The organism is Streptomyces sp. NPDC107498, from assembly GCF_055582805.1.
The window spans coordinates 149,280-164,148 of the sequence record NZ_JBVJPE010000018.1 but is presented as its reverse complement, the minus strand read 5'-3'; the positions used below and the strand labels follow the sequence as shown (position 1 = coordinate 164,148).

12 protein-coding genes and 1 pseudogene are annotated in these 14,869 nt (G+C 72.7%); 9 read left to right on the top strand and 4 right to left on the bottom strand.

From position 1 onward, the window contains the following. Positions 1-176: pseudogene (locus ACZ66Z_RS27955) on the top strand (TerC family protein); the annotation flags it as partial. A 77-nt stretch (positions 177-253) separates the two neighbouring features. Here ACZ66Z_RS27955 and ACZ66Z_RS27950 read toward each other — a convergent pair. The 3 genes from ACZ66Z_RS27950 to ACZ66Z_RS27940 all read right to left on the bottom strand — a co-directional run bounded on the left by ACZ66Z_RS27950 (position 254) and on the right by ACZ66Z_RS27940 (position 3,051). Then, on the bottom strand, positions 254-1,591 hold the full coding sequence (locus ACZ66Z_RS27950) for an MFS transporter (protein ID WP_469938118.1): 1,338 nt from the start codon (positions 1,589-1,591) through the stop codon (positions 254-256). Positions 1,592-1,669: 78 nt separating this feature from the next. Then, on the bottom strand, positions 1,670-2,326 hold the full coding sequence (locus ACZ66Z_RS27945) for an MBL fold metallo-hydrolase (RefSeq protein WP_469938117.1): 657 nt from the start codon (positions 2,324-2,326) through the stop codon (positions 1,670-1,672). A gap of 35 nt (positions 2,327-2,361) precedes the next feature. Beyond that, positions 2,362-3,051, bottom strand: coding sequence for a maleylpyruvate isomerase family mycothiol-dependent enzyme (locus ACZ66Z_RS27940; protein WP_469938116.1), 690 nt, complete (start codon positions 3,049-3,051; stop codon positions 2,362-2,364). Positions 3,052-3,207: 156 nt separating this feature from the next. On the opposite strand from ACZ66Z_RS27940, the gene uvrA reads away from it, so the two are divergent. Both uvrA and ACZ66Z_RS27930 read left to right on the top strand, forming a co-directional pair. Further along, a complete protein-coding gene (uvrA, locus tag ACZ66Z_RS27935) occupies positions 3,208-6,174 on the top strand; it encodes an excinuclease ABC subunit UvrA (RefSeq protein ID WP_469938115.1) in 2,967 nt (988 codons plus the stop codon). 235 nt (positions 6,175-6,409) lie between these two features. Beyond that, entirely contained in the window at positions 6,410-6,844 is a 435-nt protein-coding gene (locus tag ACZ66Z_RS27930) for a Rieske (2Fe-2S) protein (protein WP_469938114.1), read from the top strand. Positions 6,845-6,853: 9 nt separating this feature from the next. On the opposite strand, the gene ACZ66Z_RS27925 is transcribed toward ACZ66Z_RS27930, so the two are convergent. Beyond that, entirely contained in the window at positions 6,854-7,783 is a 930-nt protein-coding gene (locus ACZ66Z_RS27925; protein ID WP_469938113.1) for a hypothetical protein, read from the bottom strand. 230 nt (positions 7,784-8,013) lie between these two features. Between ACZ66Z_RS27925 and ACZ66Z_RS27920 the strand changes: the two genes are divergently transcribed. From ACZ66Z_RS27920 to whiA, 6 genes are all read left to right on the top strand, one after another. Further along, positions 8,014-8,601, top strand: coding sequence for a papain-like cysteine protease family protein (locus ACZ66Z_RS27920; protein ID WP_469938112.1), 588 nt, complete (start codon positions 8,014-8,016; stop codon positions 8,599-8,601). Beyond that, on the top strand, positions 8,598-9,377 hold the full coding sequence (locus ACZ66Z_RS27915) for a hypothetical protein (RefSeq protein ID WP_469938111.1): 780 nt from the start codon (positions 8,598-8,600) through the stop codon (positions 9,375-9,377). The genes ACZ66Z_RS27920 and ACZ66Z_RS27915 overlap by 4 nt, the downstream gene beginning before the upstream one ends. Before the next feature lie 354 nt (positions 9,378-9,731). Beyond that, a complete protein-coding gene (gene uvrC, locus ACZ66Z_RS27910) occupies positions 9,732-11,732 on the top strand; it encodes an excinuclease ABC subunit UvrC (RefSeq protein WP_469938110.1) in 2,001 nt (666 codons plus the stop codon). Beyond that, complete coding sequence (rapZ, locus tag ACZ66Z_RS27905; RefSeq protein WP_469938109.1) at positions 11,729-12,691, top strand: RNase adapter RapZ; 963 nt, start codon at positions 11,729-11,731, stop codon at positions 12,689-12,691. The genes uvrC and rapZ overlap by 4 nt, the downstream gene beginning before the upstream one ends. After that, the gene (locus tag ACZ66Z_RS27900) at positions 12,688-13,722 is read left to right on the top strand and encodes a gluconeogenesis factor YvcK family protein (RefSeq protein ID WP_469938108.1); all 1,035 of its coding nucleotides are present in this window, start codon (positions 12,688-12,690) and stop codon (positions 13,720-13,722) included. Before rapZ ends, ACZ66Z_RS27900 begins: the two co-directional genes overlap by 4 nt. After that, positions 13,713-14,702, top strand: coding sequence for a DNA-binding protein WhiA (gene whiA, locus ACZ66Z_RS27895; protein ID WP_030205188.1), 990 nt, complete (start codon positions 13,713-13,715; stop codon positions 14,700-14,702). Before ACZ66Z_RS27900 ends, whiA begins: the two co-directional genes overlap by 10 nt. Positions 14,703-14,869: the final 167 nt, after the last annotated feature.

Genomic DNA, 14,869 nt, shown 5'->3' with positions numbered 1-14,869 from the left:
AGTCCGGGGTGCACGTCCCCGAGATCTCCATCCCGGTCTCGCTCGGCGTCATCGGCGGCGTCCTGGCCGTCACGACCGTCACCAGCCTGATCGCCTCCGGGAAGCAGGCCCGGCGCGAGGCGGCCGAAGCCGAGGCCGCCACCGAGGGCGCCCCGAAGGACAGCGTCGAGGCCTGACGCCCCTTCCGCACGACACCGACGGCCGACCGGGACAGCCCCGGTCGGCCGTCGCCGTCCCGTACCGCCCGGACGGATCAGACGGCGGCGGGCTCGGGCGCCGGACGTCCGGCACGGCCCGGGAGGGTCTCCGGGAGGAGGGCGAAGCAGCCGAGGCTCAGAAGCGCGACCAGGGTGAGGTAGGCCGCGACGCCCCAGGGCGGGCCGGAACCGCCGTCGGAGAGGGCGGTGGCGACGACGGGCGTCAGCGCGCCGCCCAGGACACCGGCCAGGTTGTAGCCGACGGCCGCCCCCGTGCAGCGGACACGGGGCTCGTACAGCTCCGGGAGGTACGCGGCGATCACCGCGAACATGGTGATGAAGCCCAGCAACGCGCCCAGGAACCCGAGGAACATCAACAACGGCCGCGCCGTGTGCAGCAGCGCCACCATCGGGAACATCCAGAGCGCCGAGGCCGCGCACCCCGCCAGGCAGAGCGGCCGGCGCCCCCAGCGGTCGCCGAGCAGGGCCACCAGCGGGGTCACCGCGCCCATGACCGCCACCGCCGCCATGACGCAGGTCAGCATCACCGTGCTGCTCACCCCGAGCCGCTCGGTGCCGTAGGCCAGCGCCCAGGTGGAGACCGCGTAGAAGACGGCGTACCCGACCGCGAGCGCCCCGGCCGTCAGCAGTACGAGCCGCCAGTGGTCGCGGACGACCTCCACCAGCGGAGCGCCCGCGCGCCGCCCGGACGCGGACAACTCCTCGAACTGCGGGGTCTCCGCGAGCGAGGAACGCAGCAGCAGGCCGCCGGCCGCGAGCAGCCCCGCCGCCCAGAACGGCACCCGCCAGCCCCAGGCGCGGAACTCCGCGTCGCTCAGCACGGCGGTGAGCGCCAGCATCACCCCGTTCGCCAGGAGGAAGCCGATCGAGGGGCCGACCTGCGGGAAGCTCGACCACAGCGCGCGCCGGTGCGCGGGGGCGTGCTCGGCGGTGAGCAGGACCGCCCCGCCCCACTCGCCGCCCAGGCCGAGGCCCTGGAGGAAGCGCAGGGCGAGCAGCAGCGCCGGGGCGGCGATGCCGAGCGTCGCGTACGTGGGGACGCAGCCGACCGCGACCGTGGCGCAGCCCGTCAGGAGCAGCGAGACGAAGAGGACCGGCCGCCGGCCGTACCGGTCGCCGACGTGCCCGAAGAGCACCGAGCCGAGGGGCCGGGCGAGGAATCCGGCGGCGAAGGTGCCGAAGGCGGCCAGGGTTCCCGCCAGGGGCGAGAAGGCGGGGAAGAAGAGCGGCCCCAGGACGAGGGCGGCGGCGGTCCCGTAGGCGAAGAAGTCGAAGAACTCGATGGCGGTGCCGACGAGCGAGGCGGCGGCGAGCCGCCCCAGGGAAGGAGCGGAGGGCGGCCGGGGCGGCGACGGAGGGTGACTTTGGCGCATGTCGCGCCAACTACCCCACCGCCGTCCCGGTTACGGGGGCGTGCGGAGGCGTGCAGCTCGGGGGCCGCGCGCCGGGCGTCACCAGCCGCGCTCGCGCCACTCCGCGAGGTGCGGGCGCTCGTCACCGAGCGTGGTGTCCCGGCCGTGGCCGGGGTAGATCCAGGACTCGTCGGGCAGGACCGCGAAGAGCTTGGTCTCCACGTCGTGGATCAGGCTCGCGAAGGCCTCCGGGTCCTTCCAGGTGTTGCCCACGCCGCCCGGGAAGAGGCAGTCGCCGGTGAAGACGTGGGGGTGGCCGTGCGGGTCGTCGTAGACCAGGGCGATCGAGCCCGGCGTGTGGCCGACGAGGTGGCGCGCGGTCAGCTCGACCCGGCCCACCCGGATCGTGTCGCCGTCCTCGACGGGCACGTCGGTCGGGACGGGGATGCCCTCCGCGTCGTACGCGCCCGCGTAGGTCCGGGCGCCGGTCGCGGCGACGACCTCCTCCAGGGCCTGCCAGTGGTCGCCGTGCCGGTGGGTGGTGACGACGGCGGAGACGCCGTCGTCACCGATCAGCGTGAGCAGCGTCGAGGCGTCGTTGGCCGCGTCGACCAGCAGCTGCTCACCGGTCGCCCGGCAGCGCAGCAGGTACGCGTTGTTGTCCATCGGGCCGACCGCGACCTTCGAGATCATCAGGTCCGTCAGCTCGTGCACGTCCGCCGCGCCGCCGACCTTCACCACTCCGCTGTACGTCATGGCCTCAGACTAGCTCCGGCGACCGACAACGGCGGTTACAGCGGGGGAAGCTCCGGCAGCGGCCCGCCCTCGGTCTTCAGCGCGGAGCCGTCGCGGCGGCCGGCGAGCCAGCCGAGGAGCTCGGGGGAGGGGCCGCTCACGGTCACCCCGGCGCCCTCCGCGGAACCGGTGCTCCACGCGCCCGTGCCGTCCGTGGCCAGGACCCGGGTCGGCGGGACGGAGGCGTGGCCCGCGAAGCGTTCCGTCAGGAAGTCGACCTCCCGCAGGACGAACTCCTCCGGCAGGTCCTCCAGCTCGTAGCCGACGCCCAGGTCGACGTGGTGCAGGGCCACCTCCACCCAGCGGCGGAAGGGGATCCGGGAGGCACTGTCGGTGACCCCGTTGCGGAGCTCGACCGTGCGGCTCCAGTCGGCGGGCTCGGCGCCGGCGGCCTGGAAGCGGTCGGCGCTCTCGCGCAGGTCGGCGAGGTGGACGTCGAGCGGGCGGTCGGCGTCGCGCTCGATGTCGGCGTCCCGGGTGGCGGCGTCCGCGTACATGGGACGGCCCCGGAGGACGTTCACGAGGGCGTCGGCGTTACGGGCGACGTGGGCGAGGACGTGCCCGCGGGTCCAGCCCGGAAGCCGTGACGGCTCGGCCGTCGCCGCGTTGTCCCAGGAGGCGACGGCGGCCAGCAGCCGGTCGCTCGCCTCGCGCACGGAAGCAAGGTCACGTTCGTGGTCGATCATGCCGCCGACCCTAGCGCCGCCACTCGTTCGGGTGAAGCGGTCTTCGAGCGGCCGGAAATCGAATGTGCGTGCTATAGGCTCGATGGAAGCATCCGGCATCCTTGGTTGTTGGGTGTGTCAGGCACATCCGCTCTCTCAAGAAAGGTGCGGACCGGCGTGGCCGACCGTCTCATCGTCCGTGGCGCTCGCGAGCACAACCTCAAGAACGTCTCGCTCGACCTCCCGCGTGACTCCCTCATCGTCTTCACCGGGCTCTCGGGGTCGGGCAAGTCCTCCCTCGCGTTCGACACGATCTTCGCCGAGGGGCAGCGCCGGTACGTCGAGTCGCTCTCCTCGTACGCCCGGCAGTTCCTCGGCCAGATGGACAAGCCGGACGTCGACTTCATCGAAGGTCTCTCGCCCGCCGTCTCCATCGACCAGAAGTCGACCTCGCGCAACCCGCGCTCGACGGTCGGCACCATCACGGAGGTCTACGACTACCTCCGCCTGCTCTTCGCCCGCATCGGCAAGCCGCACTGTCCCGAGTGCCGCAGGCCCATCTCCCGCCAGTCGCCGCAGGCCATCGTCGACAGGGTCCTGGAGCTCCCCGAGGGCAGCCGCTTCCAGGTGCTCTCCCCGCTCGTGCGCGAGCGCAAGGGCGAGTTCGTCGACCTCTTCGCCGACCTCCAGACCAAGGGCTACAGCCGCGCCCGCGTGGACGGCGTGACCGTGCAGCTCACCGAGCCGCCGACGCTGAAGAAGCAGGAGAAGCACACGATCGAGGTGGTCGTCGACCGCCTCACCGTCAAGGACAGCGCCAAGCGCCGGCTCACCGACTCCGTCGAGACCGCCCTCGGGCTCTCCGGCGGCATGGTCGTGCTCGACTTCGTCGACCTCCCCGAGGACGACCCCGAGCGCGAGAAGATGTACTCGGAGCACCTCTACTGCCCGTACGACGACCTCTCCTTCGAGGAGCTGGAGCCGCGCTCCTTCTCCTTCAACTCGCCCTTCGGCGCCTGCCCCGACTGCACCGGCATCGGCACCCGCATGGAGGTCGACCCCGAGCTGGTCGTCCCCGACGAGGAGAAGTCGCTCGACGAGGGCGCCATCCACCCCTGGTCGCACGGCCACACCAAGGAGTACTTCGGCCGGCTCATCGGCGGCCTCTCCCAGGCCCTCGGCTTCCGCACGGACATCCCGTACGCCGGGCTGCCGCAGCGCGCCAAGAAGGCCCTGATGCACGGCCACAAGACCCAGGTCGAGGTCCGCTACCGGAACCGGTACGGACGCGAGCGGGCGTACACCACCCCCGCCTTCGAGGGCGCGGTCTCCTTCGTCAAGCGGCGCCACACGGAGGCGGAGAGCGACTCCAGCCGCGAGCGCTTCGAGGGCTACATGCGCGAGGTGCCCTGTCCCACCTGCCAGGGCACCCGCCTCAAGCCGATCGTCCTCGCGGTCACGGTCATGGAGAAGTCCATCGCCGAGGTCTCCGCGATGTCCATCAGCGACTGCGCCGAGTTCCTCTCCCGGCTGACGCTCAACGCCCGGGACAAGAAGATCGCCGAGCGGGTCCTCAAGGAGGTCAACGAGCGGCTGCGCTTCCTCGTCGACGTCGGCCTCGACTACCTCTCGCTCAACCGGGCGGCGGGCACGCTGTCCGGCGGAGAGGCCCAGCGCATCCGGCTCGCCACCCAGATCGGTTCCGGCCTGGTCGGCGTGCTGTACGTGCTCGACGAGCCGTCCATCGGCCTCCACCAGCGCGACAACCACCGACTCATCGAGACCCTGGTCCGGCTCCGGGACATGGGCAACACGCTCATCGTCGTCGAGCACGACGAGGACACCATCAAGGTCGCCGACTGGGTCGTCGACATCGGCCCCGGCGCCGGCGAGCACGGCGGCAAGGTCGTCCACTCCGGCTCCCTGAAGGAGCTCCTCGCCAACGAGGAGTCGATGACCGGGCAGTACCTGTCCGGCCGCCGGTCGATCACCACCCCGGACGTCCGCAGGCCGGTGGACCCCGCGCGCAGCCTCACCGTGCACGGGGCCAAGGAGAACAACCTGCGGGACATCGACGTCTCCTTCCCGCTGGGCGTCCTCACCGCCGTCACCGGCGTCTCCGGCTCCGGCAAGTCGACCCTGGTCAACGACATCCTCTACACCCACCTGGCGCGCGAGCTGAACGGTGCCAAGTCGGTGCCCGGCCGGCACACGCGCGTGGAGGGCGACGACCTCGTCGACAAGGTCGTGCACGTCGACCAGTCCCCGATCGGCCGCACCCCCCGGTCGAACCCGGCGACGTACACCGGCGTCTTCGACCACGTCCGCAAGCTCTTCGCCGAGACGATGGAGGCCAAGGTCCGGGGCTACCTGCCCGGCCGCTTCTCCTTCAACGTCAAGGGCGGCCGCTGCGAGAACTGCTCCGGCGACGGCACGATCAAGATCGAGATGAACTTCCTCCCGGACGTCTACGTCCCGTGCGAGGTCTGCCACGGCGACCGGTACAACCGGGAGACCCTGGAGGTCCACTACAAGGGCAAGTCCATCGCCGAAGTCCTGAACATGCCGATCGAGGAGGCCCTCGACTTCTTCGAGGCCGTCCCGACCATCGCGCGCCACCTGCGCACGCTCAACGAGGTCGGCCTCGGGTACGTCCGCCTCGGCCAGTCCGCGCCGACGCTCTCCGGCGGCGAGGCGCAGCGCGTCAAGCTCGCCTCCGAGCTCCAGAAGCGCTCCACGGGCCGCACGGTCTACGTGCTCGACGAGCCGACGACCGGCCTCCACTTCGAGGACATCTCGAAGCTGATCAAGGTCCTGTCCGGTCTGGTCGACAAGGGCAACTCGGTGATCGTCATCGAGCACAACCTCGATGTCATCAAGACCGCCGACTGGGTCATCGACATGGGCCCCGAGGGCGGCAGCGGCGGCGGCCTGGTGATCGCCGAGGGCACGCCGGAGGAGGTCGCCTCGGTCCCCGAGAGCCACACCGGCAAGTTCCTCCGCGAGATCCTCGGCGCCGACCGGATCAGCGACGCCGGCGAGAAGACCCCGGCGGCCCGGGGGGCGAAGAAGACGGCGGCGAAGAGGGCCCCCGCGAAGAAGGCGGCCGCCAAGAAGGCGACGGCCCGGACCCGCAAGGCGTGACGGCCGACCGGACGTGACGGGAGGCGGGGCCCGACCGGGGCTCCGCCTCCCGTGCCGGGTCCCGTCTCCTGCGCCGGGTCTCGTCTCCCGTGCCGGGTCCCGTCTCCCGTGCCTGGTCCCGTCTCCCGTGCCGGCCCCGGCGTCGGGCCCCCGCGTCGGGCTCCGGGGGGCCGCCGGTATCGTCGGTTCGGTCACCCCTGGGGTGTCTTGTCCCCGATCTCACCGTGGAGCGCTCATGTCCGGCCAGTCCAGCCGCCGCACCGTACTGAAAGGCGCGGCCCTCGCCGGAGCCGCCGGGCTGGGAGTCGCCGCCTGCTCCACCGAGTCCAAGCTCGGCCACGCCCAGGTCCCGACCCCGACCGCACCGGTCCCGCTCGGCGCCCCGGACGAGGTGCCGGTCGGCGGTTCCAAGCTCTACCGCGAGCAGCGGCTCGTGGTGAGCTGCCCGGCCAAGGGCCGGTACAAGGCCTTCAGCGCCCAGTGCACCCACGCCGGCTGCGTCCTCGACAAGGTCGAGGAGAACGAGGGCAACTGTCCCTGCCACGGCAGCCGCTTCGACGTCACGACCGGCAAGGCGATCCACGGCCCCGCCACCGTCCCGCTCCCCGAGGTCCCGATCCGGGTCGAGAACGGCGAGCTGGTGGCCGGCCCCGAGGCGCCCCGGGCCTGAGCCGGGGCCTCACGACCAGTCCCAGTCGATCCCCAGGATCCCCGGACGCACCCCCTGCTCCACGAGGTGCACCGTGCGGTGCCGACCGCTCAGGGTCAGCTCCGCACGGCCGCCGCGCGGCGCACCCGCCGAGGACTGCGCGAACCTCCGGCACCGCACCGGAAGCGCCGCCTCGTCGAAGCGGACCTGGAGCACGTACTGCCCGCCCGCGAAGCTGAACCCGCGCACGTACTCCCCGCTCGGACCCGCCGTACCGTCCTCGAAGCCGTACGAGAACAGATACGTGTCCCCGGCCCGCAGGCGTACGTCGAAGAGCAGCTCCGCGACCACCACGCCCGTGCCGGGGTGCCACCGCACCCGCCCCGTCCGGCAGTTCTCCACCCCCCGCACCACCACCCGGGACGGGTCGCAGCCGGGGTCGCCGTGGTGGATGGCGAGGTAGCGGTCCACGCCGTCCCGGTGCGCCCGCACCACGTGCTGCGACTCGCGCCCCACCAGCTCCCGCCCCGCCCCGATCCGTACCCGCTCGTGGTGCCCCACCGTGTGCAGCCCGCCGTCCGTCGGGGACTCCAGGTCCGCGAGCAGCTCCTCGACCGAGCCCGAGGCCTCCACCAGCGAGCGGTACGAGCGGGCCGCCGGGCGTCCCGCTTCGGAGCGGCCGGCCGCGTCCTCCGCCAGGAGCCGCAGCAGCGAGTTCCCGGGCAGCCGGAGGACCTCCTCCAGGGCCCGGACGGCCTTCAGGGACTCCGGCCGCTGCGGGCGGCGGGCGCCCTGCTGCCAGTAGCTCAGACTCGTCACCCCGACCTTGATGCCCCGGTGCGCGAGATGGTGCTGGACCCGCTGGAGCGGCAGCCCGCGCACGGCCAGCGCGGTGCGCAGCGCCAGGTGGAAGGGACCGGTGTGCAGCAGCTGCACCAGATCCGCCTCGGTGTGGCTCACGAGGACTCCTCGGTGAACGTTCACGACGGGGGCATGGACCGTCGCGCCGCGAGGGGCGGGCGGGCAGGTGGGCCGGGGCTTTCCGTTCACACCCGGATCACACCGTTCACGGTCCGATGTCACCCCGCATTGAAGCGTGTTGACCCGGCCCGGACAACGGCGGATGCTCCTGACCAGCGTCCGGACGCGCTCCTCCACCCCCCTCATCCCCAGCTCCTGGGAGGAACGCGATGCGCAGAAGAAAGCTGAACCTCGCGGCACTCGCCGCAGCCGCCCTCTTCCTCGTCCCCGCCGCCCCGGCCTCCGCCGCCCCCACCGGCGAGGACGTCTCGGCCCTCGCGTCGAAGCGGCTGAACATCACCATGCAGGCCCAGCAGAAGACCAACTGGTGCTGGGCGGCGAGCGGCAACACCATCGCCACCTGGTACGGCCGGAACTACAGCCAGAACCAGTTCTGCAACGCCGCCTTCAACCGGCAGCAGGGCTACGACTGCCCCAACTGGCAGGCCACGCTCGCCAACGTCCAGACCGGGCTGGGCTGGGCGGGCATCAGCCCCGGCTCGTACGTCGACGGCTGGCTGCGCTACTCCACCCTCCAGACCGAGATCAACGCCGACCGGCCCGTCGAGACGCGGATCCAGTGGGCCGGCGGCGGTGGCCACATGCACGTGATCTACGGCTACGACGACACGAACAGCTGGGTCTACTGGGGCGACCCCTGGCCCTCCAGCGACCGCTACAACTGGGCCTCGCACGCCTGGTACGTGAACAACGGCTCGTTCTCCTGGACCCACTCGCTCTACCGGATCGGGGCGTGACGACGATGAACACGCGTGCCACGGGAGCCGGGCTCCTCGCCACCGCCGTCCTCGTCCTCCTCGGGGCGCTCCCCGCGGCCGCCGCCGGGGGACCGCCGCCCGCGCCGACCCCCGAGCAGGCGGCCTCCGCGCCGGGGACCCTGGACACCCTGTCCCGGTTCTTCGCCCGCGACGGAGCCTCCGTCCGTGCCGGAGCCTCCCCTCGTACGGCGGGGGCTCCCCGCGTCGAGGGCGCCTCCGTCCCCGTGCGGTTCCTCTCCCCCGACTTCGTCGCCGGGAAGCCCGGGGCGCCGGTCGCCCGCGTCGAGTTCCGCGCCAGCAGGGCCGTCGCCCCGGACGGCCGGAAGGCCTCGCTGTGGACGGCGCGGCAGCCGGGCGGCGGCTGGCAGGTGGTGAACATCGCCACCGGCGACGACGAGATCCGGTACGCGGAACTCGGCCACGGCTTCGTCTTCCGCGAGCCGCAGATCGACGCGTGGTACGTCCTGAAGGGCGGGAAGGTGCTGCCGCTCGACGAGGACGCGGTGCGGGCCGTGGGCCGGAACGGGACGAGCCTCGCGGGCTACCGGGAGCGGGTCGTGCGGGCGTACGGCGACAAACTGCCGGGGTCGGCGTACGCGCGGAAGGGGGCGGCGGGGGGTTACGACGCGTCCGCGCCTCCGTCCGAGCCCGTGTCCCAGGGGGAGCCCGCCGTCGCGGCGGTGGGCGTGGGGCTGGCCCTCGCGTTGACGGCGTGGGCGACGGCACGCGGGCGACGGGCGGGCCGGCGCCCCTGACCCCACGAGCCCCCGCCCCGCAGGGGCGGTGCCCACCCTCCCTGGCCCCCGTTGCGGGCACAACGGAACGGCGCCCTTGCCGACGCCCGAGGCTGCTGTGCCTGGACCCGCACCCGTTGTGCGCCGCCGCTGTCGGTGCGGGTCCGGGCGCGGAACGCGGGGGCGCCGCTGGAGGGCGCCGTCCCGTGTGCCCGCCCTCCCCCAAGCTCTCGGCTCCGCTCGAGCAGGGGGGACCCCCTTCGCCCCAGCGGGACGCTTGCCCACACGGGCGGGGGCGGGGGGGCACCACCCGGCCGGGCGCGGCACGGCTGTGGGCGGGGTGGGGTGTCGGTGGGCGCCAGTAGGGTGGTGAGCATGGCAGACCCCTCCAGCTACCGCCCCAAGCCGGGGCAGATCCCCGACTCCCCGGGGGTCTACAAGTTCCGCGACGAGCACCGCCGGGTGATCTACGTCGGGAAGGCGAAGTCCCTGCGCCAGCGGCTGGCGAACTACTTCCAGCCGCTCACGAGCCTGCACCCGCGCACGGCCACCATGGTGACGACGGCCGCCTCCGTGGAGTGGACCGTGGTGTCCACCGAGGTCGAGGCGCTGCAGCTGGAGTACTCCTGGATCAAGGAGTTCGACCCCCGGTTCAACGTGAAGTACCGGGACGACAAGAGCTATCCGTACCTCGCGGTGACGATGAACGAGGAGTTCCCGCGCGTCCAGGTCATGCGGGGCCACAAGAAGAAGGGCGTGCGCTACTTCGGGCCGTACGCGCACGCGTGGGCGATCCGCGAGACCGTCGACCTGATGCTGCGGGTGTTCCCGGTGCGGACCTGCTCGGCGGGCGTGTTCCGCAACGCCGCCTCCGCCGGCCGGCCCTGCCTCCTCGGCTACATCGGCAAGTGCTCGGCGCCCTGCGTCGGCCGGGTCGCGCCCGAGGAGCACCGCGAACTGGCCGAGGACTTCTGCGACTTCATGGCCGGCCGCACCGGCACGTACATCCGCCGGCTCGAGAAGCAGATGACGATCGCGGCCGAGGACATGGAGTACGAGAAGGCCGCCCGGCTCCGCGACGACATAGGGGCCCTGCGCCGGGCCATGGAGAAGAACGCGGTCGTCCTCGCCGACGCCACCGACGCCGACCTGATCGCCCTCGCCGAGGACGAGCTGGAGGCGGCGGTGCAGATCTTCCACGTGCGCGGCGGACGCGTCCGGGGCCAGCGCGGCTGGGTCACGGACAAGGTCGAGGCCGTCGACACGGCGGGGCTCGTCGAGCACGCCCTCCAGCAGCTGTACGGCGAGGAGAGCGGCGACACGGTCCCCAAGGAGGTCCTGGTCCCGGCGCTCCCGGAGGACGCGGAGGCCGTCTCCGCCTGGCTCTCCGGCCGCCGCGGGTCGCTCGTCTCGCTGCGCGTCCCGCAGCGCGGCGACAAGAAGGCCCTGATGGAGACGGTCGCGCGCAACGCCCAGCAGGCGCTCGTCCTGCACAAGACCAAGCGGGCCAGCGACCTGACCACCCGCTCCCGGGCCCTGGAGGAGATCGCCGAGGCCCTGGACCTGGACTCGGCGCCGCTGCGGATCGAGTGCTTCGACATCTCGCACCTCCAGGGCGAGGACGTCGTCGCCTCGATGGTCGTCTTCGAGGACGGCCTGCCCCGCAAGAGCGAGTACCGGCGCTTCCAGATCAAGGGCTTCGAGGGCCAGGACGACGTCCGGTCCATGCACGAGGTGATCACGCGCCGCTTCAAGCGCTACCTCGCGGAGAAGGACCGCACGGGGGAGTGGGGCGCCCTCACGGAGGAGGAGGCGGGCGGCGAGGTCCCGGCGGAGACGGCCGAGGACGACGGGCGGCCCAAGCGCTTCGCGTACCCGCCGCAGCTCGTCGTCGTCGACGGCGGGCAGCCGCAGGTCGCCGCGGCCCGCCGCGCCCTCGACGAGCTCGGCATCGACGACATCGCGGTCTGCGGCCTCGCCAAGCGACTGGAGGAGGTCTGGCTGCCCGGCGACGACGACCCGGTGGTGCTGCCCCGCTCCAGCGAGGGCCTCTATCTGCTCCAGCGGGTGCGTGACACGGCTCACGACTTCGCCATCCGCTACCAGCGGTCCAAGCGGACCAAACGCCTCCGGACCAGCCCGCTCGACGCCGTCCCCGGCCTCGGGGAGGCGCGCAAGCAGGCCCTGATCAAGCATTTCGGCTCGGTGAAGCGGCTGAAGCAGGCGACAATCGAGCAGATCTGTGAGGTCCCCGGCTTCGGCCGGAAGACCGCGGAGGCGGTCGCCGTGGCCCTGGCCCAGGCGGCCCCCGCCGCACCCGCCGTGAACACGGCCACAGGAGAGATCATGGAAGACGACGGGGGCACCACCGCATGACCGAGCGCCACACGCACGACGAGCACCACCGAGAAGACGGAGCAGGACACGTGAGTACGGGCACGAAGGAGACCCCCGGCGACAACGGCGCCGAGGCGGCCATTCCCGAGCTGGTGATCATCTCCGGCATGTCCGGAGCGGGCCGTTCCACCGCGGCGAAGTGTCTGGAGGACCTCGGCTGGTTCGTCGTGGACAACCTGCCGCCCGCGCTGATCCCCACCATGGTGGAGCTCGGCGCCCGCTCCCAGGGCAACGTCGCCCGGATCGCCGTCGTCGTGGACGTCCGCGGCCGGCAGTTCTTCGACAACCTCAGGGAGTCCCTCGCCGACCTGGACGCCAAGCAGGTCACCCGCCGGGTCGTCTTCCTGGAGTCCTCCGACGAGGCCCTGGTCCGGCGCTTCGAGTCGGTCCGCAGGCCCCACCCGCTCCAGGGCGACGGCCGCATCACCGACGGCATCGCCGCCGAGCGCGACCTGCTGCGCGAGCTGCGCGGCGACGCCGACCTGGTGATCGACACCTCCAGCCTCAACGTCCACGAGCTGCGCGCCAAGATGGACGCCCAGTTCGCCGGCGACGAGGAGCCCGAGCTGCGGGCCACCGTGATGTCCTTCGGCTTCAAGTACGGCCTGCCGGTCGACGCCGACCTCGTCGTCGACATGCGCTTCCTGCCGAACCCGCACTGGGTCCCCGAGCTGCGCCCCTTCACCGGCCTCAACGAGGAGGTGTCGAACTACGTCTACAACCAGCCGGGCGCCAAGGAGTTCCTCGACCGCTACACGGAGCTGCTCCAGCTGATCGCCGCGGGCTACCGCCGCGAGGGCAAGCGGTACGTGACCATCGCCGTGGGCTGCACGGGCGGCAAGCACCGCTCCGTGGCCACCGCCGAGCGCCTCGCCGCCCGCCTCGCCTCCGAAGGGGTCGAGACCGTCGTCGTCCACCGGGACATGGGGCGCGAGTGAAGCCGTACCGTCGGCGTGCCTCCACCCTCGCGGTGCGGCGTACGCTCCGCAGACGCGGCACCCAGCCCAAGGTGGTCGCGCTCGGTGGCGGCAGGGGCCTGTCGGCGTCCCTCGCCGCGCTCCGCCGGATCACCGGCGACCTCACCGCCGTCGTCACCGTCGCCGACGACGGGGGCTCCAGCGGCCGGCTCCGGGAGGAGCTCGGCGTGCTGCCCCCGGGCGACCTGCGCAAGGCGCTGGCCGCCCTCTGCGGCGACGACGACTGGGGCCAGACCTGGGCCCGGGTGATCCAGCACCGCTTCCAGTCCAAGGGCGAGATCAACGGCCACGCCGTCGGCAACCTGCTGATCGTCGCCCTCTGGGAGCAGCTCGGCGACCCCGTGCAGGCCCTCGACCTGGTCGGCCGACTGCTCGGCGCCCAGGGCCGCGTGCTGCCCATGTCCGCCGTTCCCCTGGAGCTCCAGGCCCTGGTCAGGGGCCACGACCCGGAGCGGCCGGACGACGTGGACACCGTGCGCGGCCAGGCGACCGTGGCCCTCACCCCGGGCGAGGTGCAGTCCGTGCACCTCGTGCCGAACGACCCGCCGGCCGTGCCCGAGGCGGTCGCGGCGGTCCTGGACGCGGACTGGGTGGTGCTCGGTCCCGGCTCCTGGTTCTCCTCGGTGATCCCGCACCTCCTGGTCCCCGAACTCCTCGACGCCCTGGTCGAGACGAAGGCCCGGAAGGTGCTCTCGCTGAACCTCGCGCCGCAACCCGGAGAAACCGAGGGCTTCTCCCCGCAGCGTCATTTGGAGGTTTTGGGACGACACGCCCCTAAACTCGCCCTGGACGTGGTGCTGGCCGACGAGGCCGCCGTGCCCGACGTGCCAGCGAGGGAACCCCTCGTCGACGCCGCCAAGCGGCTCGGCGCCGCGGTCGAGCTGGCGCCGGTGGCCGGGCCCGACGGCTCCGCGAAGCATGACCCGGAGCTGTTGGCCACCGCGTACGACCGTATTTTTCGGATGCATGGAAGGATCGGCCCATGGCGATGACGGCAGCGGTGAAGGACGAGATCTCCCGGCTCCCCGTCACCCGGACCTGCTGCAGGAAGGCAGAGGTCTCGTCGATCCTGCGGTTCGCGGGCGGGCTGCACCTGGTGAGCGGCCGCATCGTGATCGAGGCGGAGCTCGACACCGCGATGGCGGCCCGCCGCCTCAAGCGGGACATCCTGGAGATCTTCGGGCACAGCTCCGAACTGATCGTGATGGCCCCCGGCGGGTTGCGGCGCGGTTCGCGCTTCGTGGTGCGGGTGGTGGCCGGAGGCGACCAGCTGGCCCGGCAGACGGGTCTCGTGGACGGCCGCGGCCGCCCCATCAGGGGCCTTCCCCCGCAGGTGGTCTCCGGGGCCACCTGTGACGCCGAGGCGGCCTGGCGCGGCGCGTTCCTCGCGCACGGCTCGCTGACCGAGCCCGGCCGCTCCTCCTCCCTGGAGGTGACCTGCCCGGGTCCGGAGGCCGCCCTCGCCCTGGTCGGCGCGGCCCGCCGGCTCTCCATCGCGGCGAAGGCCCGCGAGGTCCGGGGCGTGGACCGGGTCGTCGTCCGCGACGGCGACGCGATCGGCGCCCTCCTCACCCGGCTCGGCGCGCACGAGTCGGTGCTCGCCTGGGAGGAGCGGCGGATGCGGCGCGAGGTCCGCGCCACCGCCAACCGCCTGGCCAACTTCGACGACGCCAACCTGCGCCGCTCGGCCCGCGCCGCCGTCGCCGCCGGGGCCCGTGTGCAGCGCGCCCTGGAGATCCTCGGCGAGGAGGTGCCCGAGCACCTCGCCGCCGCCGGCCGGCTCCGCATGGAGCACAAGCAGGCCTCCCTGGAGGAACTGGGCGCGCTCGCCGACCCGCCGCTGACCAAGGACGCGGTGGCCGGCCGGATCCGCCGGCTGCTCGCGATGGCCGACAAGCGGGCGCAGGACCTGGGCATCCCCGGGACCGAGTCCAACCTGACGGAGGAGCTCGACGACAGCCTCGTCGGCTGACCGGATCGGTCCGTCGACCGTACGGAGAGCTCGTACGGAACCCCGAACTCCGCGCTGCCGGTGCCTTTCTGAGGTACCGGCAGCTTTTTCGCGCCCTCCGCGAGGCACCCTTGACAGTCCCATGGGCGCCCAAGAGCCTGGCGTCTGTTCACCTTCGAGGCAGACAA